Origin of the sequence: Gilliamella sp. Pra-s52, from assembly GCF_009795805.1 — a bacterium.
Classification (GTDB): Bacteria; Pseudomonadota; Gammaproteobacteria; order Enterobacterales; family Orbaceae; genus Gilliamella.
Genome location: NZ_WTEY01000012.1, coordinates 36,823 through 56,746, shown reverse-complemented (window position 1 = coordinate 56,746; position 19,924 = coordinate 36,823). Strand labels below are relative to the sequence as shown.

Genomic DNA, 19,924 nt, shown 5'->3' with positions numbered 1-19,924 from the left:
AATTACCCCAAAATTTCTTCGACGGTTTTACCACGCTTAGCAGCAACCATTTCAGGTGATTTCATGTTTTCTAAGCCATCAATTGTTGCACGAACCACGTTAATTGGGTTAGTAGAACCATATGCTTTAGCTAGAACGTTACGAACACCTGCAACTTCTAAAACGGCACGCATCGCACCACCGGCGATAATACCAGTACCTTCTGATGCTGGTTGCATATAAACACGAGAACCTGTGTGAGCACCTTTAACCGGATGCTGTAAAGTATCGTTATTTAAAGCAACATTAATCATATTGCGACGTGCTTTTTCCATTGCTTTTTGAATTGCTGCTGGCACTTCACGTGCTTTACCATATCCAAAACCTACACGGCCATTACCGTCACCAACAACTGTTAGTGCAGAAAAACTAAAAATACGACCACCTTTTACGGTTTTAGAAACTCGGTTAACTGCGATTAGTTTTTCCTGCAGTTCACCAGCTTGTTTTTCGATGTTTGACATCTTTAACTCCTACCTTAGAACTGTAGGCCAGCTTCGCGAGCAGCATCTGCTAGCGCCTGAACTCGACCATGATATTGGAAACCTGAACGATCAAATGAAACTTCTTTGATATCTTTCGCTAATGCACGTTCAGCAATTGCTTTACCAACCGCTGCTGCTGCATCTTTGTTTCCGGTGTATTTTAAACTTTCACTGATAGCTTTTTCTAATGTAGAAGCTGCTGCCAGTACTTCTGATCCGTTTGGTGCGATAATCTGCGCATAAATATGACGCGGAGTACGGTGAACCACTAAGCGAGTTGCAAGTAGTTCATGCATCTTGCGACGCGCTTTAGTTGCACGACGGATACGAGCTGATTTCTTATCCATAGTGTTACCTTACTTTTTCTTAGCTTCTTTAGTACGCACAACTTCATCTGCGTAACGAACACCTTTACCTTTATAAGGCTCAGGACGACGATAAGCACGGATATCAGCAGCTACTTGTCCAATTAACTGTTTATCAGCACTTTTTAGTACGATTTCAGTTTGAGAAGGACATTCAGCTGTCACACCTGCAGGTAATTGATGTTCTATTGGATGAGAATATCCAAGAGATAAACCAATTGCATTACCTTTCACTTGTGCACGATAACCGACACCAACTAGCTGAAGTTTTTTAGTAAAACCTTCAGTAACACCAATAACCATTGCATTAATCAACGCACGAGCAGTACCTGCTTGAGCCCAAGCATCAGCAAAACCATCACGAGGAGCAAATTTAATTTGACCTTCTTCTTGATTAATAACAACAGCGTTGTTTATTGTGCGAGATAACTCGCCATTTTTACCTTTAATCGTAATTACCTGACCATTGAGTTTTACCTCTACGCCAGCAGGAACAACGACAGGTGCTTTTGCAACACGAGACATTTTTTTCTCCCTTACGCTACGTAGCAGATAATTTCACCACCAAGACCTGCTTGGCGTGCTGCACGATCAGTCATAACACCTTTAGAAGTAGAAACAACTGCGATACCTAGTCCAGCCATTACTTTTGGCAATTCGTCTTTACGTTTATAAATACGTAGACCTGGACGGCTAACACGTTTGATGCTTTCTACAACAGCTTTACCTTGGAAATATTTTAAAGTAATTTCCAATTCTGGCTTAGTGTCACCAACAACTTTATAGTCCCCAATATAACCTTCTTCTTTTAGCACATTGGCAATTGCCACTTTTAGCTTAGAGGAAGGCATGGTGACTGCAACTTTATTCGCAGATTGACCGTTACGAATACGGGTCAACATATCTGCAATAGGATCTTGCATGCTCATCTATAACACTCCCCTGATTACCAACTTGCCTTTTTAAGACCAGGAATCTCACCACGCATGGCTGATTCACGAACCTTAATACGGCTTAAACCAAACTTACGAAGGACGCCATGAGGACGACCAGTTTGACGACAACGACGACGTTGACGTGATGGACTAGAATCACGAGGAAGCGTTTGCAATTTAAGCACTGCATTCCAACGATCTTCATCTGATGCATTAAGATCAGAGATAATCGCTTTTAATTCTTGACGCTTTGCAAAATATTTTTCTGCTAGCTTTACGCGTTTCTTATCGCGTTCAATCATTGATTGTTTAGCCATTATGCCCTACCTTACTTACGAAATGGGAAGTTAAAGGCAGATAATAAAGCTCGGCCTTCTTCATCTGATTGTGCAGTTGTCGTGATAGTGATATCTAAACCACGAACACGATCAACTTTATCATAATCGATTTCAGGGAAAACGATTTGCTCACGAACACCCATGCTATAGTTACCACGACCATCAAAAGATTTTGCGCTTAAACCACGAAAATCTCGAGTACGAGGAAGAGCAATATAAACTAGACGTTCAAAAAATTCCCACATACGTTCGCCACGTAAAGTCACTTTACAACCAATAGGATACCCTTGACGGATTTTAAAACCAGCAACTGATTTGCGTGCTTTTGTGACAAGTGGTTTTTGACCACTGATTGCAGCTAAATCTGCAACCGCATTATCTAATAATTTCTTATCAGTAATTGCTTCACCCACACCCATATTCAAGGTGATCTTTTCGATCCGAGGGACTTGCATGACAGATTTGTAGCCAAACTGTTCTTGCAGTTTATTTACTACCTGTGCTTTGTAGTAATCATGCAGTTTCGCCATCGTACACTCCAAATTACTTAATTGATTAATTCATTAGTAGACTTATAAAAACGGACTTTTTTACCGTTCTCAATACGAAAGCCTACGCGATCTGCTTTGCCTGTAGCCGGGTTAAAAATTGCGACATTAGAAACATTAATAGCTGCTTCCTTCTCAACAATTCCACCTTCTTGATTTAATGCTGGTACTGGTTTTTGGTGTTTTTTAACCAAATTAATACCTTCAACAATCACTTTGCCTGTAGACAAAACGCTTTTTACTTTACCGCGTTTACCTTTATCTTTACCAGTTAACACGATAACTTCATCTTCTCGACGGATTTTCGCTGCCATTACCCGCTCCTTACAGTACTTCTGGTGCTAATGAAATGATCTTCATAAACTTCTCAGAACGAAGTTCACGAGTGACCGGTCCAAAAATACGCGTACCAATCGGTTGCTCACTGTTATTATTTAAAATAACACAAGCATTACGATCGAAACGAATGACAGATCCATCAGGGCGACGAACACCTTTTCTTGTGCGCACAACAACAGCCTTAAGTACATCACCTTTTTTAACTTTACCACGTGGAATTGCTTCTTTAATGGTAACTTTGATGATATCACCAACCGCTGCATAACGACGGTGTGATCCACCGAGAACTTTGATACACATTACACTACGTGCGCCAGAGTTATCGGCAACATCTAGCCTTGTCTGTTCTTGGATCATTTTAATGCTCCGTATAAATAAATTATTGTCTAATCTACCTTCATCCACCTCAACTACCATGGATAAGAATAGACAACCAAAAACCCACTTACGTGAGGGCGAATAGTATAACACCACTCAAATAAAATGGATAGCATAAAATAAACGGCCGTTGAGCCGTTTATTATATTATGTACAGTTTTTAATCAAAAAAGATTAGATAACTGCTTTTTCAACGATTCGAACAAGAGTCCAAGATTTGGTTTTTGATAATGGACGACACTCTTTAATTTCTACAGTATCACCAATACCACACTCGTTGTTTTCATCATGTACATGCAATTTAGTCGTACGTTTAATGAACTTACCATATAACGGATGCTTCACTTTACGTTCAATAGCAACAGTAACAGATTTATCCATTTTGTCGCTAATAACACGACCTTGCTGAGTACGAATTTTTACTTCAGTAGTCATATTACGCACCCGCCTTTTCAGTTAATAACGTTTTAACACGTGCAATATTACGACGCACTTGTTTTAACATATGAGTTTGTGTTAACTGACCTCCAGCTAATTGCATACGTAAGTTAAATTGCTCACGTAATAAATTAAGAAGTTCAGTATTTAACTCTTCAACGCTTTTTTCGCGTAGCTCTTTTGCTTTCATTTACATCACCGTCTTAATCACAAAGGTGGTTTTAATTGGCAGTTTTGCAGCTGCCAACGCAAATGCTTCACGAGCAACTTCTTCCGGTACACCGTCCATTTCATAAAGGACTTTACCTGGTTGAATCTGTGCAACCCAGTATTCAACGTTACCCTTACCTTTACCCATACGCACTGCAAGCGGTTTTTCAGTAATTGGTTTATCAGGGAAAACTCGAATCCAGATTTTACCTTGACGCTTAACTGCACGAGTCATTGCACGACGTGCCGCTTCGATCTGGCGCGCAGTCAAACGACCACGACCCACAGCCTTAAGACCGAATGTACCGAAACTAACGTCAGTACTTACAGCAAGACCACGATTGCGGCCCTTGTGCACTTTACGGAATTTTGTACGCTTTGGTTGTAACATCAGCGACGCTCCTTATTGTTTTCGGCCTTTGCGCTGCTTTTTCGGTTGAGCAGCAGGTTGTTTTTCTGCTTGTTCAACGGCAGCCATACCACCAAGGATCTCACCTTTGAAGATCCACACTTTAACACCAATAATACCGTAGGTAGTTAATGCTTCAGACAAACCATAGTCGATATCAGCTCGTAATGTATGTAAAGGTACGCGACCTTCACGATACCACTCGCTACGAGCAATTTCAGCGCCGCCTAAACGACCACTTACTTCAACTTTGATACCTTTAGCACCTGCCTTCATTGCATTTTGAACCGCACGTTTCATAGCACGACGGAACATAACGCGGCGTTCTAACTGAGAAGTGATACTATCAGCAACTAATTTAGCATCTAGTTCTGGTTTACGAACTTCAGCAATATTAATTTGTACTGCAACATCACGTTTTTCTCTTTTGTCTTTATATTTATTGACAATAGAAGCTACGGCATTACGTAATTTTTCAACGTCCTCGCCTTTTTTACCAATCACAATACCCGGACGAGCAGTATGAATAGTAATGCGAACGTTAGTTTCTGCTGAACGGTCGATCACAATTTTAGAGATAGACGCTTGAGCTAATTCTTTATTTAAGAATTCACGTACTCTAAAATCACTTTCTAAATTATCAGCGAATGTTTTTGTACCCGAATACCATGTAGATGTCCAAGGCTTGACAATGCCTAATCGGATACCATTTGGATTTACTTTTTGACCCATTGCTATTCTCCAGCCTAGCGATCTGAGACGATCACGGTGATGTGACTCGTACGCTTCAAAATTCGATCTGCACGACCTTTCGCACGAGGCATAATACGCTTCATGGTTGGGCCTTCATCTACGAAAATTTTCGCAACTGTTAGATCATCAATATCAGCACCATCGTTATGCTCTGCATTAGCAATAGCAGACTCTAATACTTTTTTAACAAGTACAGCCGCTTTTTTATTGGTGTACGTTAAAATATCTAGTGCCTGAGACACTTTCTTACCGCGAACAAGATCTGCAACTAAGCGAACTTTTTGTGCAGAAGAACGAGCGTGGCGGTACTTTGCAATTGTTTCCATCTCTTTCTCCTACTTATTTCTTCTTAGCTTTCTTATCAGCTGCGTGACCGCGATAAGTACGAGTCGGCGCGAATTCACCCAATTTATGACCAACCATTTCGTCGGAAACATAAACTGGAACGTGCTGACGACCATTATGGACAGCGATGGTCAAACCGATCATGTTAGGAAAGATCGTTGAACGACGGGACCAAGTACGAATTGGTTTCTTGTCCCCGCTTTCCACCGCTTTCTCTACCTTCTTCAGCAAGTGTAGGTCAATAAAAGGACCCTTCTTGAGAGAACGTGGCATAGCTAATCCTCTATATTAATTATTTCTTATTGCGACGGCGAACAATGTACTTATCAGTACGTTTGTTGCTACGCGTTTTCAATCCTTTGGCTTTTTGACCCCATGGAGACACAGGATGTTTACCAAAGTTACGACCTTCACCACCACCATGTGGATGGTCTACCGGGTTCATTGCTGTACCACGAACAGTAGGACGAATACCACGCCAGCGCGAAGCACCCGCTTTACCTAATACGCGAAGCATATGCTCTGAATTACCCACTTCACCGATAGTAGCTCGGCAATCAGATAATACTTTACGCATTTCACCTGAACGCAAACGTAATGTTACATATGCACCATCACGAGCAACGATTTGAACATAACTACCAGCAGAGCGAGCAAGTTGTCCGCCTTTACCTGGTTTCATTTCAATATTATGTACGGTAGAACCGACTGGAATATTACGCATTGGTAAACAGTTACCTGTTTTAATCGATGCGTCAACACCAGATTGGATCTGATCACCTGCTTTTAAGCCTTTAGGCGCTAAAATATAACGACGTTCACCGTCTTTATATAAAACCAATGCAATATTTGCACTACGGTTTGGATCATATTCCAAACGTTCAACAACTGCTGGAATACCATCTTTATTACGCTTAAAATCGACAATACGATAATGTTGTTTATGACCACCACCAATATGACGGGTAGTGATACGACCATTATTATTGCGACCACCAGTTTTGCTTTTTGAATCAAGCAACGGTGCATAAGGCTTACCTTTATGCAACTCTGGGTTAACCACTTTAACAACGTGGCGACGACCCGGAGATGTAGGTTTACACTTAACAACTGCCATTGTTCTTACTCCTCCGAATTACTCAGCGACGCCAGCAAGGTCTAAATTTTGACCTTCTGCTAAAGTAACGTAAGCTTTTTTCCAGTCGCTACGGCGACCGATTTGTTGACCACGACGTTTTACTTTGCCTTTAACAACAAGTGTATTAACGTCATCTACTTTAACTTCAAATAGTTGTTCAACTGCGGCTTTAATCTCTCTCTTAGTAGCATCTTTAGCAACTTTCAATACTAATGTATTTGTTTTTTCCATTGAAATAGATGCTTTTTCAGAAACATGTGGTGCTCGCAGGACTTTAAGCAGACGCTCTTCACGAATCATGCTAACATCTCCTCTACTTGTTTAACAGCATCAACAGTGATAACTACTTTGTCAAATGCAATCAAACTAACTGGATCAATACCTGCTACATCACGCACATCAACTTTATGTAAGTTGCGTGCTGCTAAGAAAAGATTTTCATCAACTTCAGAAGCGATAATAAGAACATCATTAAGGTTCATATCATTTAATTTCTGAGTTAATAATTTAGTCTTAGGTGCTTCAACAGTAAATGTTTCAACAACAATTAAACGTTCTTGACGCACTAATTCAGAGAAAATACTCTTTAATGCACCACGATACATTTTGCGGTTAACTTTTTGGCTATGATCTTGTGGTTTTGCTGCAAATGTCACACCACCACTACGCCAAATTGGGCTCTTAATAGAACCTGAACGAGCACGACCTGTGCCTTTTTGACGCCATGGTTTTTTGCCTGAACCAGCGATTTCTGCACGAGTTTTTTGTGCACGAGAGCCCTGACGAGCAGCAGATGCATAAGCAACAACCACTTGATGAACTAACGCTTCATTAAACTCACGTCCGAAGGTAGTTTCGGAAACAGAAAGCGCTTTCGCGTCTTTTACTACTAATTCCATCTCTATCTCCTCGACGTTAAGCCTTGATTGCCGGTTTAACAATTACGTCACTATTGATTGCGCCAGGAACCGCACCTTTAATTAATAAAAGATTACGTTCAGCATCAACACGTACAATATCTAAGTTTTGAACAGTTACACGTTCATTACCTAAGTGACCTGCCATTTTACGACCTTTAAACACTTTACCCGGAGTTTGGTTTTGACCGATAGAGCCATGACCACGGTGTGCCAAAGAGTTACCATGAGTAGCATCTTGAGTACGGAAATTCCAACGTTTAGTCACGCCAGCAAAACCTTTACCTTTAGATGTCCCAGTAACATCAACTTTTTTAACGTCAGTAAAAATATCAACGTTAATACTTTGACCTACAGTAAATTCGCCTTCTTCAAAACGGAATTCCCATAGACCACGACCAGCTTCAACGCCAGCCTTAGCGAAATGACCTGCTTCAGGTTTGTTTACACGACTTGCTTTTTTGCTGCCAGTTGTAACCTGAATAGCTTGATAACCGTCATTCTCAAGTGTTTTAACTTGAGTAACTCGGTTGCTTTGAACTTCAACTACGGTGACAGGAATAGAAACACCTTCTTCAGTAAAGATTCGTGTCATTCCTACTTTACGACCGATTAAACCAATCATTGTTTCGACCTCTCAATCATTCAGCTTAGGATTAACCTAAACTGATCTGCACATCAACACCGGCAGCAAGGTCTAGACGCATTAAAGCATCAACTGTTTTTTCAGTTGGCTCAACGATATCAACTAGACGCTTATGAGTACGAATCTCATATTGATCACGTGCATCTTTATTAACATGCGGAGAAATCAATACAGTGAAACGTTCTTTGCGTGTCGGTAATGGAATAGGACCACGAACCTGCGCACCAGTGCGCTTCGCAGTTTCTACAATTTCAGCAGTTGATTGATCAATCAAACGATGATCAAACGCTTTTAACCGAATACGGATTCTTTGGTTCGACATGAGACCAGAGCTCCATTATTTAAAAGTTATAACAAAAGATTACTCCTCTTGCCCTGTTTCGATTGACAGGAGAGTGTAATCCGTTCTTTTTCGTAACCCCCAGATCGGAGGTATTGTTGATATAATTAACTGTTTTTAATTTAGTAATTATATCTTTTGTATCATTTGCTTATCCAAACACAATAAGCAAAGTGCTACTAATTATACGGCATTAGTGAACTAATGCAAGCAGTAATTAACAAATTGGTTTCTTATAATAAAAATCACACTATCATATTAAGGTATTGAATTTTAAACGTCTAATACCAATTTTTTATAATTAATTATTTTTGGCAATCACATTGACCTTAATTAGAATGACAATGGCAAATTAATGATCTTCTTTAGCGTGATTAAGGCTATATCTTGGAATCTCAACTTCTAGATCTTCATTAGTAACACGTGCTTGGCAACTTAAACGACTATGTGGTTCAACTCCCCATGCTTTATCTAGCATGTCATCTTCTTGTTCATCACTTTGTTCAAGTGAATCAAATCCTTTACGAACAATACAATGACATGTGGAACACGCGCACGACATTTCACAAGCATGTTCTATCTCAATATCATTACGCAAAGCAACGTCTAAAATAGATTCACCTTCTTGTGCCTCGACAGTTTTTCCTTCTGGGCAAAGATCGGCGTTCGGTAAAAAGGTAATTTTTGGCATAATAATCTCGTTAGTTAAATCTCGTCAACTTTATGACCTGTTAAAGCGTGGCGAATTGACCTATCCATACGCTTAGCTGCAAAATCTTGTGTCACGTTATCAACAATTTTAATTTGTTCTGCAATTATTTGACTATCGTCTAATTCACTCGCTGCTTGTAATTGATGCTTAGCAACTAAAATTTGTTTAAGTTCTTTTTCATTCAATAAATCAGCATCTTTATCTAAAGCACTTTGTAAACTTTCTAGTACTCTAGCAGCTTCAACTTTTTGTTCGGCAAGCATTCTTACCTGTTTATCCTGCTGAGCATGACTAATTGAATCTTGAATCATGGTTGCAATTTCTTTATCACTCAATCCATAAGATGGTTTAACTTGAATTGAAGCTTCAACACCTGTTGATTTTTCCATTGCCGTAACGCTTAATAACCCATCCGCATCAACTTGAAAAGTTACACGAATATGTGCTCCTCCAGCAGGCATAGGAGGAATCCCTCGTAAAATAAATTTAGCCAGCGAACGACAATCACTAACACTTTCACGCTCACCTTGTAGCACATGAATCATCATGGCTGTTTGACCATCTTTAAAAGTAGTAAATTCTTGAGCCCTTGCACATGGAATAGTACTATTCCTTGGAATAATTCTTTCAACTAATTCCCCCATTGTTTCTATTCCTAGCGATAATGGAATAACATCAAGCAACAACATATCAGAATCAGGCTTATTTCCTACAAGAATATCAGCTTGAATAGCCGCACCAATTGCAACAACTTTGTCTGGATCAATAGAAGTTAACGGATTGGTTTTAAAATAATCACCTACTAATTCTCGTACTAAAGGAACACGAGTAGAACCTCCAACCATAACAACTTCAACTATTTCATCGACATTAATGTCTGCATCTTTTAACGCACGACGACAAACTGCCAAAGTACGTTTGACCAATGGCTCGATTAAGTATTGAAATTGCTGGCGAGTAATAGTCAACGACAGATTATCAAGAGAAAAGACAGCAGAATCTTGATGACTTAGCAAAATTTTTATTTCAGTAGCTTGATTACTAATTTTTTGATTAAGATAAGGATCTATATTATTAACCAATCCTAACTCTCTTTTTATATAGTCAGCAAGTAACCGATCAAAATCATCACCACCAAGTGCAGAATCCCCACCAGTTGACAGAACTTCAAAAACACCTTGATGTAAACGTAAAATAGAGATATCAAATGTTCCACCACCTAAATCATAAACCGCAATAACACCTTCTTTTCCTGAATCTAAGCCATACGCAATTGCAGCAGCAGTCGGCTCATTTAATAATCGAAGAACATGTAAACCCGCTAATTTTGCGGCATCTTTCGTTGCCTGCCTTTGCGCATCATCAAAATAGGCAGGAACAGTAATAACAGCACCATCTACTTCCCCTTGCAAGCTCTGCCTTGCTCGCTCAGCTAAAGCAATCAAAATTTCGGACGAAACTTGTATTGGATTGACTTGACCATTAGGCAAGTTTAATAAAGGTACGCTATTTTCAGTTTGTGAAAAAGTATATGGAAAATGTGATAAATCTATATCAGATAAACTTCGCCCCATTAATCGCTTAATAGAGCTAACGGTATTTTGCGGATCATTAACGGCATTACTTTTAGCGTTTTTTCCCACTGTAATAACAGGGTTTTCATCATGATCAACACCATAATGGACAACTGATGGTAACAACGAATTACCATCTAAATCGGGCAATACTTCTGATTGACCACTGCGCACTGTTGCGACTAATGAATTAGTTGTACCAAGATCAATACCCACAGCAATACGACGTTGATGTGGCAGTGGGGTTTGTCCTGGCTCACTGATTTGTAATAATACCATTTAATCTATCTCTATCAATACGTTACTTATCTTAAATTATAAATCAAATTGTTTTTCTTGTAACTTTTCGATTTGTTCAATCAATCTAGTTAGGTAACGGATTTTATAAATTTGATTAAGTGCAATTTGCCAATCTTGCTTTGAGATAAATTGTAATAGCTCGTTATATATTGTTTTTTCACGTTTAATAATTTCTTCATGGAAACGATCTAAAGCCTCAAAATTAGATTGGTTTTCTATATCGTCAAGCTGTTCACGTAAAGAAAATTGTTCCATTAAAAAATCAGCATCATGAATAATATTTTGCTCAGTTGCCACATCAAAACCTTGCAAAGATAAAAAATACTCCGCCGCTTTGATCGGATTTTTCAAAGTTCGATAACCATCATTAATAGCGGCTGATTTTTGAATAACAGCCACTTTATCACTATCAGCTACAGTAGCAAAATTATCTGGGTGATACTGTCTTTGCAATTGTTGATAATGAGAGGTTAACTGTGCAACATCTACTGGTAATTGAGCTGGTAAACCTAATAATTCAAAATAATTAACCATAACTATGGTACCCAATTACACATTAAAGCTTTCGCCACAACCACATTCATGGTGTGCATTAGGGTTATTAAACTTGAAACCCTCATTTAATCCTTCTTTGACAAAATCAAGTTCAGTGCCATCAATATAGACTAAACTTTTTTTATCAACGATAACTTTAACTTCTTTGTCTTCAAAGACACTATCATCATCGTTAATTACATCGGCAAACTCTAAGACATACGCCATTCCCGAACAACCCGATGTTTTAACTCCTAACCGGAGCCCAACGCCTTTTCCTCGATTTGCTAAAAAAGCCTGAACACGATTGGCTGCATTATTGGTTAACGTGATCGCCATTAACGTTGTCCTTTTTTAGTCTTATAGTCATCGATAGCAGCTTTAATTGCATCTTCAGCTAAAATTGAACAATGGATTTTAACTGGTGGCAATGCAAGCTCTTGTGCAATATCAGTATTTTTAATCGCTTCAGCTTCGTCTAATGATTTACCTTTTATCCATTCCGTCACCAAAGAACTTGATGCAATTGCACTACCGCAACCATACGTTTTAAACTTAGCATCTTCGATAATACCATTATTATTTACTTTAATTTGTAAACGCATCACATCGCCACACGCAGGGGCACCAACCATGCCACTACCGACATTAGGATCATTTTGATCAAACGAACCAACATTACGTGGATTTTCATAATGATCAACAACTTTTTCACTGTACGCCATAATTTACTCCTAATCTTAATGTGCTGACCATTTAATGGTTGACAGATCAATACCGTCTTTAAACATTTCCCAAAGTGGGGACAAATTTCTAAGTTTACCAATTGATTCTTTAACTAGCTTAATCACATAATCAATTTCTTCTTCAGTCGAAAAACGACCAATTGAAAAGCGAATTGAACTATGTGCTAGCTCATCATTAAGACCTAATGCTCTCAAAACATAAGACGGTTCTAAACTAGCAGATGTGCAAGCCGAACCAGATGAAACAGCCAAATCTTTCAAAGCCATCATCAAAGATTCACCTTCAATATAGGCAAAACTAACATTTAAAATATTTGGTACACTGTGCTCTAAAGAACCGTTAAGATAAACTTCTTCAATATCTTTTAAACCGTTCCATAAACGATTTTTAAGTGCCAACAAACGTGGCATTTCAGTTGCCATTACCTCTTTAGCAATATGATATGCTTCACCCATGCCAACAATTTGATGCACAGGTAAAGTACCAGAGCGCATACCCCTCTCGTGTCCACCACCATGCATTTGAGCTTCAATGCGTACACGAGGTTTACGCCTTACATAAAGTCCACCAATCCCTTTAGGACCATAAATTTTATGCCCCGAAAAGGACATCAAATCAACTTTTAACTTAGTTAAATCAATCGGCAATTTACCTACGCTTTGCGTTGCATCAACGTGAAAAACAATACCTCGTTCACGACACATATTGCCAATTTTTTCAATGTCTTGTATGACACCTGTTTCATTATTAACATGCATAATCGACACAACTGTTGTATCACTACGCATTGCGGATGCAAGTTTATCTAGATCAAGTATACCATTAGATTCCGGTGCCAAATAAGTTACCTCATAGCCTTCTCTTTCAAGTTGGCGACAGGTATCAAGCACAGCTTTATGCTCAGTTTTACAAGTAATAATATGCTTACCTTTGGCATGATTAAAATGAGCGGCACCTTTAATTGCTAAATTATCGGCTTCAGTTGCACCTGATGTAAAAACGATTTCGCGCGAATCTGCCCCGATCAAATCAGCAATCTGATTTCTGGCAATGTCAACGGCTTCTTCTGCTTGCCACCCAAACTTATGAGAACGAGACGCTGGATTACCAAAAATACCATCAGGAGTTAAATACTGCATCATTTTTTCAGCGACTCTAGGATCAACAGGCGTTGTGGCTGCATAATCCATATAAATAGGTAGTTTCATTAATTACTCCCAATTACAAATTCTATATTCTATTTTTATTAATTAATTTGGACGTGTTGTATATTACTTTGTCGATTAGCAACAGCTTTGACTTCTTGATTATTCACAAGCTCACTCAGTGTAATGCTCGTTAAAAAATCATCAATACGTTCACTTAATTCATTCCAAAGCGTATGCGTTAAACACCTAACCCCGCCTTGACAACCATCTTGCCCATGGCACTTTGTTGCATGAACTGTTTCATCAACAGCTTTAACAATTGAGCTAATAGCGATTTGATCCATACTACGACTAAGAATATAACCTCCGCCTGGACCTCTAACGCTTTGCACTAAGCCATTTTTGCGTAACCGAGCAAATAATTGTTCAAGGTAAGAAAGCGAGATTTCTTGACGTTCTGAAATATCTGCAAGAGATACCGGTCCAGAATCAGCATGCAATGCGACATCAAGCATTGCTGTTACCGCATATCGTCCTTTTGATGTCAATTTCATTGATCATTCCTCTATATTTGGTAATACTTATTGTATATATCCGCTTAATTTAGTCAAGTATTTAGTTGAGTATTTTAGTAGGAATTACCCCATAGTTCATCGTCGACGAATCATAGCGTAATATGCTAATCTAATAAACTAAATTCATATGGGGGTTAAAGGATGAAATTAGTATTACGTTGTTTTTTGGTAACATGCCTAATATTCACAAGTAGTAGTTATGCAGATAATTCTGAAAAGAAACTGCGAGAACATTACCAAAAATGGCTTAATTCTTATCAAACACTTAATTTTGAAGAACAACAAACATTACTTTCAGCCATAAAAGATTACCCATTATATCCTTATGCCGCTGTACAATTTTTTCAAAACAACATAAGAATTGTTTCACCACAAACAGTCAGTGACTTTGTTAACCAGTATCATGATTTTCCACTAACGGCTTCATTAAGCCAATCTTACTTAACAGAATTAAGCAATCGTCAAGATTGGAACTCAATTATTTCGTTTCCAAAAGACAACTCAATACTTTCTAATTGTCACTACCAATACGCATTATTACAAAAAGGAAACGACAAAACAGCCTTTAGTACAATTGAATCACTTTGGATGACAGGTAAAGAACTTCCTTCGGCTTGCGATCCATTACTCAACGCATGGTCACAAGCAGGTAAACAAACGACTAAATTAATATTATTGCGTATTGAACTGGCTCTTGAAGCAAATAATTTAAAGTTAACCAAACATCTAGTAAACTTACTTGATAACAGTTATAAAACAACAAAAACAAATTTAGTGGCTGTACTAGATAACCCGAGAAAATTAGAAGATTTTTCAAAAAATATTAAAGCTAATACTTTCACTAAAAAAATTGTCTTAGCATCATTTCCTCGCTTAGCAAAAGCAGACATAAACTTAGCTGCATCATTATTACCAAAACTAGTTAAACAACAGGCCTTAAATGAAGCAGAGCAAATTATGTTACAAAAAAGCTTAGCTAACCGCTACTTTAATGATTCGGCAACGAGCGAACAGATAAAATGGCGTGATAGCTACATAGCAAAATATCATGATACAGCATTAGTTGAAAAACGCATCCGACTTGCTATCGATGCTTATAACTTTACTGACATAGCTTATTGGATAGCACAATTACCCCCAGAAGATCAATTAAAAGAGGAATGGCAATATTGGCAAGCTCGAGTACTGCTAAATAAAAATCAAAAAAATGAAGCTAACAGCATTTTGAAAAAGCTCACAACCAACCGTGGATTTTATGGCATGATAAGTGCACAAACGCTTAATCAGCCTTATTCAATCAATAACCAATCAAAAAAAATCACACAATCAGAAATATCAGCATTAAAAAGAAAATATGATAATCAACCCTATGTAAAAAGAATCAACGAATTACGTTATTTAGGCATGGCATCAGAATCAGTCAAAGAATGGCGATATATATTAAATAATCAAACAAATAAAGATGAATATATACCGTTATCTCAATATGCCTTACAAAAGGGATGGGGTGATCTTAGTATTCAAGCAACTATTGCTGGCAAGCTTTGGAATAACTGGACAGAACGTTTACCTATTATGTACAAAGACTTATATAATAATGCATTAAAAGAAAAAACCATTACGTTATCTTATGCTTTAGCTATTTCTCGTCAAGAAAGTGCACTTGATACTAACGCTAAGTCACCTGCTGGCGCTCGAGGGCTAATGCAATTAATGCCAGCAACAGCCAAAGAAACAGCTAAAAAAGTCAATTCAGTCACTTATGTTTCATCAGAGCAATTATTTAACCCGCTAACCAATATACAGTTAGGCACTTCGTATCTAAACACTGTTTATCTACAAAATAATAATAACCGTATATTATCTTCAGCAGCTTATAATGCAGGACCCAATAATGTTAAACGCTGGTTAAAAGCGAGCAACGGGAAACTTGATGCTGTCGCATTTATAGATAGTATACCATTTACAGAAACACGTAATTATGTCAAAAACGTATTAGTATATGATTATATTTATCAAATAATCCTAGGGCAAAAAAATGTCAATATTCTTAATTCAAATGAATTTAATAAACAATATTAACGGTGATTATAATGAAAACTAACGAATGGAAACAAACGGTTGAAATATTACACCAAGCATTTAATGATGGTTACTCACTTGATATATTAAAACTATTAATGACCGCTGATGAACGCGATGCACTAATCACTCGAGTCAAAATTGTACATTCACTCCTCGATGGCTCAATCAATCAACGCCAACTAAAAGAACAACTCAAAATTGGCATTGCAACAGTAACCAGAGGCTCCAATAGCCTTAAAGAATCAACACCTGAATTCAAAAAATGGCTAGAAAACAATTTATTAAAATCAGATAATTAAATATAAATGTCAATATCTATCAATAAATTGACTTATTTTGCTATGACAATAAATTTGATTGGATATTGACGCCACTTTCAGCCACAACTGGCAAACAATAATCACACTCCATATGCTTAATATCTTTAACCGATTCGATACTATCATCGTGAAGGTTATGATGAATTTCAATTATACAACTAGAGTAGCGTAAACGCACTTTTAATGCAGGCATAGCAGCTAAATGAACTCGAGAAATAAAATCGCTAAACTTATCTGGTGAACCAACATATTTAAAACAAAGGTATAATCCCCCCTCACTAACAAACTGCTCAATATGCTCAAGATCATTATTATGATCTAAGGTAATTGTATAAAACAGCTCTTGTTCATTAGCATTATCTTTGCTTTTCAATATACGACTAAAAGCATAAATTTTATCTGGTAGGTTTTCACATTTACTATTACAGCGTGATATATAATTATAAAAAAATTGAGTTCTTAGTTTATTTTCTTCATCTAATAATTGACTAAAATTACAATTATTCTTAAATGTAATACCCCAAAAAGTTTTTTTGGGCATATTAACGAATTTTGGCTCAGGCAATAAAAACTGACTTTTATTTAATTCAATCGCAGGAGTTAAACCGGTAGGATCCCAAAATTCACCTCTGCGATAACTTGCGGGAGTCTCATTAAATTGTTTTTTAAAGGACCGAGTAAAGGTTTGCTGAGAATCAAAACGATATTGCATCGCAATATCTAAAATAGGCTTACTTGTCATACGCAAAGCAAGTGCTGCATAAGTTAAACGACGATGCCTAATATAAGTACCAAGTACCTGACCTGTTACCTCTTTAAACATACGTTGTAAATGCCACTTAGAATAACCTGATTTTTGTGCAACATGATCGATAGATAACGGTTGCTCCAAATTTTTTTCAATCCAAACGATAAGATCTGAAATAATACTAACTTGATTCATAAAACCTCATCATAATATCAAATGGCAAACATCAGTCGATTATGACTCAATCCTAGCAATAAGCAAGGCTTAAATAAAATTTATTTTCAGCAAAACGAGTGCGCTCCGGCTTGATGTTCAGTAATATCTTTTACACCGGCAAGCTCTGGAAATTCTGCCATTAATTGCTTTTCGATACCTTCCTTCAAGGTGTAATCGACCATTGAACATCCATTACATCCACCACCAAATTGCAATATAACATAATTATCTTCAGTTAACTCAACTAAACTAACATGCCCCCCATGGCTAGCTAATTGAGGATTAATCTGCGCTTGGATTGCATAGTTAACACGTTCAATAAGTGGCGCATCGTCAGCGACTTTCTTCATTTTTGAATTTGGCGCTTTTAATGTTAATTGCGAACCTAATTCATCCGTCACGTAATCAATAACGGTTTCTTCTAAAAATGGCGCACTAATTTCATCGATATAAACTGAAAAATCGGTATACTTTTCTTCAATATCACTATCTTCCACCGTATCAGCAGGACAATATGAAACACCACATTCAGCACTTGGTGTACCAGGGTTAATAACAAATACCCGGATTTGTGTTCCATCAGGTTGATTAGCAAGCAATTTTTTAAAGTGTTGTTGAGCTGACTCAGAAATAGTGATAATAGACATAACCCCTCACTTTAATGTCATTAGGTAATTAATAAACCTAATATCATTTATAATATAATAATAGTTGACTAACTTTCTTGGTTATTATAGGGGTTGTTTAATATTTTACAATACTGTACGGCATAAACAAACAACTTGAACACTCGTTGCACCACATTTTTTTAATTGCTGACTAATGACATTAACTGTATTACCCGTTGTAACAATATCATCAATAAGCATTATCGATTTTTTTGACAGATCTTGATGACACATAAAAAGTGTTTCGACATTAGCAATTCGTTCTGTAAGAGACAAACTTTTTTGATCTTGCCTACCTTTATTCCGAGACAACAAATAAGGATAAAAATCCCGATTTAACCATCTAGCAATAGGCTTTGCCAATAATTCTGCTTGATTAAAGCCACGAGACCAATAACGAATATGATGCAATGGCACACAAGTTACCAAATCAGGTTTAACTAAAGCATCTCGTTCTCGTCTTTGATACCAAGCTAAAAACATCAATCTGGCTAATGCTCTATTTAGTTCTACTTTGTTGTAAAACTTAAAATGATGAATTAATTTTTTTAATGGATTAACATAGTCAGAAACCGCAATAAGCTCATCCCAATGGGGTTTCTTGACACGACATCGATAACAGATATCTGTCGGTAAAGAGTGTGGTAAACAACATTGATGACAAATTTTATTGAATTTAGGTAAATTATTAACACATTGACAACAAATGCCATGATGAGACAAAAATAAAGGCATATCGCACAAAATACATCGCATAAAATTCAATAGACTTATTTATAAAATAAATTCAGAAAATATAGCGTTTTAATATAAAAAACATACAACAAAAAAATTAATTTTATTTATAAACGCACTTGTTTTTTTGCATTCCTTTTCAGGAAATATCAATACAATAAACCAATTGGTTTTACTATTTTATACAATTAAATACTTCTACGATCTGCAACACAAAAAATCATCTGGTTTTTCATAATAGTATTCAAAATAATTAAATATCCGGTATAATCAACTACCCTCTTTTTGGAGCAAGGAATAAATATATGAAAAAAATTAAATTGTTATTTATCACAATATTGCTAACTTTATTTTCTAGCATTACTTTAGCTGACACCAAAGTACTATTACAAACCAGCATGGGTGACATTGAAATCGAACTAGACAGCGAACATGCACCAATTACCGCCAAAAACTTTCTTGATTATGTAAATAGTGGATTCTATGAAAATTTAACTTTCCATCGCGTCATTCCAGGATTTATGATTCAAGGTGGTGGTGCTGATGATCAATTAAAATTCAAAGATACTAACCCACCAATTAAAAATGAAGCTGAAAACGGTTTAAAAAACGACCGAGGCACTATTGCCATGGCAAGAACCAGTGAAGTAAACAGTGCAACAAGCCAATTTTTTATCAATGTAGTAAATAATGATTTCCTTAATTATCAATCACCACAACAATATGGTTATGCAGTATTTGGTAAAGTAACTAAAGGGATGGATATCGTTGATAAAATTGTCAGTGTCCCAACTAAACGCGTGGGACCACATAGAGATGTGCCTACCGAACCAATTTACATTAAAAAAGCGAGTGTAGTTCAAGAATAGTACAACGACAAGCAATTAACTGACACCGTCTATTATCCTAATAAAAAACGGCTTAATAAAAAAATACCTC

Annotated in this window: 32 protein-coding genes; 3 read left to right on the top strand and 29 right to left on the bottom strand. The window is 37.2% G+C overall.

The genetic code is table 11. The annotated features are described in order from the left end of the window. Positions 1-2: 2 nt before the first annotated feature. The 26 genes from rpsE to iscR form a co-directional block, all read right to left on the bottom strand. Positions 3-503, bottom strand: coding sequence for a 30S ribosomal protein S5 (gene rpsE / locus GQ594_RS09125; RefSeq protein ID WP_025314399.1), 501 nt, complete (start codon positions 501-503; stop codon positions 3-5). 14 nt (positions 504-517) lie between these two features. After that, complete coding sequence (rplR, locus tag GQ594_RS09120) at positions 518-871, bottom strand: 50S ribosomal protein L18 (RefSeq protein ID WP_025314398.1); 354 nt, start codon at positions 869-871, stop codon at positions 518-520. Between the two features lie 9 nt (positions 872-880). Further along, on the bottom strand, positions 881-1,414 hold the full coding sequence (rplF, locus tag GQ594_RS09115; protein ID WP_065638311.1) for a 50S ribosomal protein L6: 534 nt from the start codon (positions 1,412-1,414) through the stop codon (positions 881-883). 11 nt (positions 1,415-1,425) lie between these two features. Next, positions 1,426-1,818, bottom strand: a complete 393-nt coding sequence (gene rpsH / locus GQ594_RS09110; protein WP_065567155.1) for a 30S ribosomal protein S8 — start codon at positions 1,816-1,818, stop codon at positions 1,426-1,428. A 17-nt stretch (positions 1,819-1,835) separates the two neighbouring features. Continuing rightward, a complete protein-coding gene (gene rpsN, locus GQ594_RS09105; RefSeq protein WP_025314395.1) occupies positions 1,836-2,141 on the bottom strand; it encodes a 30S ribosomal protein S14 in 306 nt (101 codons plus the stop codon). An 11-nt stretch (positions 2,142-2,152) separates the two neighbouring features. Further along, on the bottom strand, positions 2,153-2,692 hold the full coding sequence (gene rplE, locus GQ594_RS09100) for a 50S ribosomal protein L5 (RefSeq protein ID WP_025314394.1): 540 nt from the start codon (positions 2,690-2,692) through the stop codon (positions 2,153-2,155). A 17-nt stretch (positions 2,693-2,709) separates the two neighbouring features. Beyond that, positions 2,710-3,024, bottom strand: coding sequence for a 50S ribosomal protein L24 (gene rplX / locus GQ594_RS09095; protein WP_065558583.1), 315 nt, complete (start codon positions 3,022-3,024; stop codon positions 2,710-2,712). Positions 3,025-3,034: 10 nt separating this feature from the next. Then, positions 3,035-3,406, bottom strand: a complete 372-nt coding sequence (gene rplN, locus GQ594_RS09090) for a 50S ribosomal protein L14 (protein WP_025314392.1) — start codon at positions 3,404-3,406, stop codon at positions 3,035-3,037. Positions 3,407-3,601: 195 nt separating this feature from the next. Further along, complete coding sequence (gene rpsQ / locus GQ594_RS09085) at positions 3,602-3,862, bottom strand: 30S ribosomal protein S17 (protein ID WP_160401456.1); 261 nt, start codon at positions 3,860-3,862, stop codon at positions 3,602-3,604. A 1-nt stretch (position 3,863) separates the two neighbouring features. Further along, positions 3,864-4,055 carry a 50S ribosomal protein L29 gene (gene rpmC, locus GQ594_RS09080; protein WP_034902373.1) on the bottom strand — a complete coding sequence of 64 codons (192 nt, stop codon included), beginning with the start codon at positions 4,053-4,055 and terminating at the stop codon, positions 3,864-3,866. After that, the gene (rplP, locus tag GQ594_RS09075) at positions 4,056-4,466 is read right to left on the bottom strand and encodes a 50S ribosomal protein L16 (protein ID WP_034911153.1); all 411 of its coding nucleotides are present in this window, start codon (positions 4,464-4,466) and stop codon (positions 4,056-4,058) included. Between the two features lie 12 nt (positions 4,467-4,478). Further along, on the bottom strand, positions 4,479-5,216 hold the full coding sequence (rpsC, locus tag GQ594_RS09070; RefSeq protein WP_025314388.1) for a 30S ribosomal protein S3: 738 nt from the start codon (positions 5,214-5,216) through the stop codon (positions 4,479-4,481). Positions 5,217-5,230: 14 nt separating this feature from the next. Beyond that, positions 5,231-5,563 carry a 50S ribosomal protein L22 gene (rplV, locus tag GQ594_RS09065; protein ID WP_160401458.1) on the bottom strand — a complete coding sequence of 111 codons (333 nt, stop codon included), beginning with the start codon at positions 5,561-5,563 and terminating at the stop codon, positions 5,231-5,233. A gap of 13 nt (positions 5,564-5,576) precedes the next feature. Continuing rightward, entirely contained in the window at positions 5,577-5,855 is a 279-nt protein-coding gene (rpsS, locus tag GQ594_RS09060) for a 30S ribosomal protein S19 (protein WP_024496505.1), read from the bottom strand. Positions 5,856-5,874: 19 nt separating this feature from the next. Continuing rightward, complete coding sequence (gene rplB / locus GQ594_RS09055; protein ID WP_160401459.1) at positions 5,875-6,699, bottom strand: 50S ribosomal protein L2; 825 nt, start codon at positions 6,697-6,699, stop codon at positions 5,875-5,877. Positions 6,700-6,717: 18 nt separating this feature from the next. Beyond that, entirely contained in the window at positions 6,718-7,020 is a 303-nt protein-coding gene (gene rplW / locus GQ594_RS09050) for a 50S ribosomal protein L23 (RefSeq protein ID WP_034885052.1), read from the bottom strand. After that, positions 7,017-7,619: a 50S ribosomal protein L4 gene (gene rplD / locus GQ594_RS09045; protein WP_160401461.1), complete on the bottom strand. Its 603-nt coding sequence runs from the start codon at positions 7,617-7,619 to the stop codon at positions 7,017-7,019. Before rplD ends, rplW begins: the two co-directional genes overlap by 4 nt. Positions 7,620-7,635: 16 nt before the next feature. Continuing rightward, complete coding sequence (rplC, locus tag GQ594_RS09040; protein WP_065558577.1) at positions 7,636-8,262, bottom strand: 50S ribosomal protein L3; 627 nt, start codon at positions 8,260-8,262, stop codon at positions 7,636-7,638. 31 nt (positions 8,263-8,293) lie between these two features. After that, a complete protein-coding gene (rpsJ, locus tag GQ594_RS09035) occupies positions 8,294-8,605 on the bottom strand; it encodes a 30S ribosomal protein S10 (protein ID WP_006120582.1) in 312 nt (103 codons plus the stop codon). Positions 8,606-8,975: 370 nt separating this feature from the next. Then, complete coding sequence (gene fdx / locus GQ594_RS09030; protein WP_160401463.1) at positions 8,976-9,314, bottom strand: ISC system 2Fe-2S type ferredoxin; 339 nt, start codon at positions 9,312-9,314, stop codon at positions 8,976-8,978. A 14-nt stretch (positions 9,315-9,328) separates the two neighbouring features. After that, a complete protein-coding gene (hscA, locus tag GQ594_RS09025; protein WP_160412365.1) occupies positions 9,329-11,188 on the bottom strand; it encodes a Fe-S protein assembly chaperone HscA in 1,860 nt (619 codons plus the stop codon). Between the two features lie 36 nt (positions 11,189-11,224). Further along, positions 11,225-11,743, bottom strand: a complete 519-nt coding sequence (gene hscB / locus GQ594_RS09020; RefSeq protein WP_160412364.1) for a Fe-S protein assembly co-chaperone HscB — start codon at positions 11,741-11,743, stop codon at positions 11,225-11,227. A 15-nt stretch (positions 11,744-11,758) separates the two neighbouring features. Then, the gene (iscA, locus tag GQ594_RS09015) at positions 11,759-12,082 is read right to left on the bottom strand and encodes an iron-sulfur cluster assembly protein IscA (RefSeq protein WP_160401468.1); all 324 of its coding nucleotides are present in this window, start codon (positions 12,080-12,082) and stop codon (positions 11,759-11,761) included. Next, on the bottom strand, positions 12,082-12,468 hold the full coding sequence (gene iscU, locus GQ594_RS09010; protein WP_160412362.1) for a Fe-S cluster assembly scaffold IscU: 387 nt from the start codon (positions 12,466-12,468) through the stop codon (positions 12,082-12,084). The genes iscA and iscU overlap by 1 nt, the downstream gene beginning before the upstream one ends. A gap of 15 nt (positions 12,469-12,483) precedes the next feature. After that, positions 12,484-13,698 (bottom strand): IscS subfamily cysteine desulfurase, encoded by a 1,215-nt coding sequence (locus GQ594_RS09005; RefSeq protein WP_160401471.1) that lies wholly within the window; start codon positions 13,696-13,698, stop codon positions 12,484-12,486. A 38-nt stretch (positions 13,699-13,736) separates the two neighbouring features. Continuing rightward, positions 13,737-14,192, bottom strand: coding sequence for a Fe-S cluster assembly transcriptional regulator IscR (gene iscR / locus GQ594_RS09000; RefSeq protein ID WP_160401473.1), 456 nt, complete (start codon positions 14,190-14,192; stop codon positions 13,737-13,739). A 162-nt stretch (positions 14,193-14,354) separates the two neighbouring features. On the opposite strand from iscR, the gene sltY reads away from it, so the two are divergent. Together sltY and trpR are read left to right on the top strand one after the other, a co-directional pair. Continuing rightward, complete coding sequence (sltY, locus tag GQ594_RS08995) at positions 14,355-16,295, top strand: murein transglycosylase (RefSeq protein ID WP_160412360.1); 1,941 nt, start codon at positions 14,355-14,357, stop codon at positions 16,293-16,295. 11 nt (positions 16,296-16,306) lie between these two features. Further along, positions 16,307-16,597: a trp operon repressor gene (gene trpR / locus GQ594_RS08990; RefSeq protein ID WP_160401475.1), complete on the top strand. Its 291-nt coding sequence runs from the start codon at positions 16,307-16,309 to the stop codon at positions 16,595-16,597. A gap of 40 nt (positions 16,598-16,637) precedes the next feature. Here trpR and robA read toward each other — a convergent pair whose 3' ends face one another. From robA to GQ594_RS08975, 3 genes are all read right to left on the bottom strand, one after another. Further along, entirely contained in the window at positions 16,638-17,561 is a 924-nt protein-coding gene (robA, locus tag GQ594_RS08985; RefSeq protein ID WP_160401476.1) for an MDR efflux pump AcrAB transcriptional activator RobA, read from the bottom strand. Between the two features lie 86 nt (positions 17,562-17,647). Next, complete coding sequence (gene nfuA, locus GQ594_RS08980) at positions 17,648-18,223, bottom strand: Fe-S biogenesis protein NfuA (protein WP_160401497.1); 576 nt, start codon at positions 18,221-18,223, stop codon at positions 17,648-17,650. A 111-nt stretch (positions 18,224-18,334) separates the two neighbouring features. After that, on the bottom strand, positions 18,335-18,985 hold the full coding sequence (locus tag GQ594_RS08975; RefSeq protein WP_160412358.1) for a phosphoribosyltransferase family protein: 651 nt from the start codon (positions 18,983-18,985) through the stop codon (positions 18,335-18,337). 305 nt (positions 18,986-19,290) lie between these two features. Between GQ594_RS08975 and GQ594_RS08970 the strand changes: the two genes are divergently transcribed. Next, complete coding sequence (locus GQ594_RS08970; protein ID WP_160401480.1) at positions 19,291-19,854, top strand: peptidylprolyl isomerase; 564 nt, start codon at positions 19,291-19,293, stop codon at positions 19,852-19,854. The last annotated feature ends 70 nt before the right edge of the window (positions 19,855-19,924 follow it).

Coding starts and splice junctions, on each gene's coding strand:
- rpsE (WP_025314399.1), bottom strand. CDS start 503: ATGTCAAACATCGAAAAACAAGCTGGTGAACTGCAGGAAAAACTAATC.
- rplR (WP_025314398.1), bottom strand. CDS start 871: ATGGATAAGAAATCAGCTCGTATCCGTCGTGCAACTAAAGCGCGTCGC.
- rplF (WP_065638311.1), bottom strand. CDS start 1,414: ATGTCTCGTGTTGCAAAAGCACCTGTCGTTGTTCCTGCTGGCGTAGAG.
- rpsH (WP_065567155.1), bottom strand. CDS start 1,818: ATGAGCATGCAAGATCCTATTGCAGATATGTTGACCCGTATTCGTAAC.
- rpsN (WP_025314395.1), bottom strand. CDS start 2,141: ATGGCTAAACAATCAATGATTGAACGCGATAAGAAACGCGTAAAGCTA.
- rplE (WP_025314394.1), bottom strand. CDS start 2,692: ATGGCGAAACTGCATGATTACTACAAAGCACAGGTAGTAAATAAACTG.
- rplX (WP_065558583.1), bottom strand. CDS start 3,024: ATGGCAGCGAAAATCCGTCGAGAAGATGAAGTTATCGTGTTAACTGGT.
- rplN (WP_025314392.1), bottom strand. CDS start 3,406: ATGATCCAAGAACAGACAAGGCTAGATGTTGCCGATAACTCTGGCGCA.
- rpsQ (WP_160401456.1), bottom strand. CDS start 3,862: ATGACTACTGAAGTAAAAATTCGTACTCAGCAAGGTCGTGTTATTAGC.
- rpmC (WP_034902373.1), bottom strand. CDS start 4,055: ATGAAAGCAAAAGAGCTACGCGAAAAAAGCGTTGAAGAGTTAAATACT.
- rplP (WP_034911153.1), bottom strand. CDS start 4,466: ATGTTACAACCAAAGCGTACAAAATTCCGTAAAGTGCACAAGGGCCGC.
- rpsC (WP_025314388.1), bottom strand. CDS start 5,216: ATGGGTCAAAAAGTAAATCCAAATGGTATCCGATTAGGCATTGTCAAG.
- rplV (WP_160401458.1), bottom strand. CDS start 5,563: ATGGAAACAATTGCAAAGTACCGCCACGCTCGTTCTTCTGCACAAAAA.
- rpsS (WP_024496505.1), bottom strand. CDS start 5,855: ATGCCACGTTCTCTCAAGAAGGGTCCTTTTATTGACCTACACTTGCTG.
- rplB (WP_160401459.1), bottom strand. CDS start 6,699: ATGGCAGTTGTTAAGTGTAAACCTACATCTCCGGGTCGTCGCCACGTT.
- rplW (WP_034885052.1), bottom strand. CDS start 7,020: ATGATTCGTGAAGAGCGTCTGCTTAAAGTCCTGCGAGCACCACATGTT.
- rplD (WP_160401461.1), bottom strand. CDS start 7,619: ATGGAATTAGTAGTAAAAGACGCGAAAGCGCTTTCTGTTTCCGAAACT.
- rplC (WP_065558577.1), bottom strand. CDS start 8,262: ATGATTGGTTTAATCGGTCGTAAAGTAGGAATGACACGAATCTTTACT.
- rpsJ (WP_006120582.1), bottom strand. CDS start 8,605: ATGTCGAACCAAAGAATCCGTATTCGGTTAAAAGCGTTTGATCATCGT.
- fdx (WP_160401463.1), bottom strand. CDS start 9,314: ATGCCAAAAATTACCTTTTTACCGAACGCCGATCTTTGCCCAGAAGGA.
- hscA (WP_160412365.1), bottom strand. CDS start 11,188: ATGGTATTATTACAAATCAGTGAGCCAGGACAAACCCCACTGCCACAT.
- hscB (WP_160412364.1), bottom strand. CDS start 11,743: ATGGTTAATTATTTTGAATTATTAGGTTTACCAGCTCAATTACCAGTA.
- iscA (WP_160401468.1), bottom strand. CDS start 12,082: ATGGCGATCACGTTAACCAATAATGCAGCCAATCGTGTTCAGGCTTTT.
- iscU (WP_160412362.1), bottom strand. CDS start 12,468: ATGGCGTACAGTGAAAAAGTTGTTGATCATTATGAAAATCCACGTAAT.
- GQ594_RS09005 (WP_160401471.1), bottom strand. CDS start 13,698: ATGAAACTACCTATTTATATGGATTATGCAGCCACAACGCCTGTTGAT.
- iscR (WP_160401473.1), bottom strand. CDS start 14,192: ATGAAATTGACATCAAAAGGACGATATGCGGTAACAGCAATGCTTGAT.
- sltY (WP_160412360.1), top strand. CDS start 14,355: ATGAAATTAGTATTACGTTGTTTTTTGGTAACATGCCTAATATTCACA.
- trpR (WP_160401475.1), top strand. CDS start 16,307: ATGAAAACTAACGAATGGAAACAAACGGTTGAAATATTACACCAAGCA.
- robA (WP_160401476.1), bottom strand. CDS start 17,561: ATGAATCAAGTTAGTATTATTTCAGATCTTATCGTTTGGATTGAAAAA.
- GQ594_RS08975 (WP_160412358.1), bottom strand. CDS start 18,985: ATGCCTTTATTTTTGTCTCATCATGGCATTTGTTGTCAATGTGTTAAT.
- GQ594_RS08970 (WP_160401480.1), top strand. CDS start 19,291: ATGAAAAAAATTAAATTGTTATTTATCACAATATTGCTAACTTTATTT.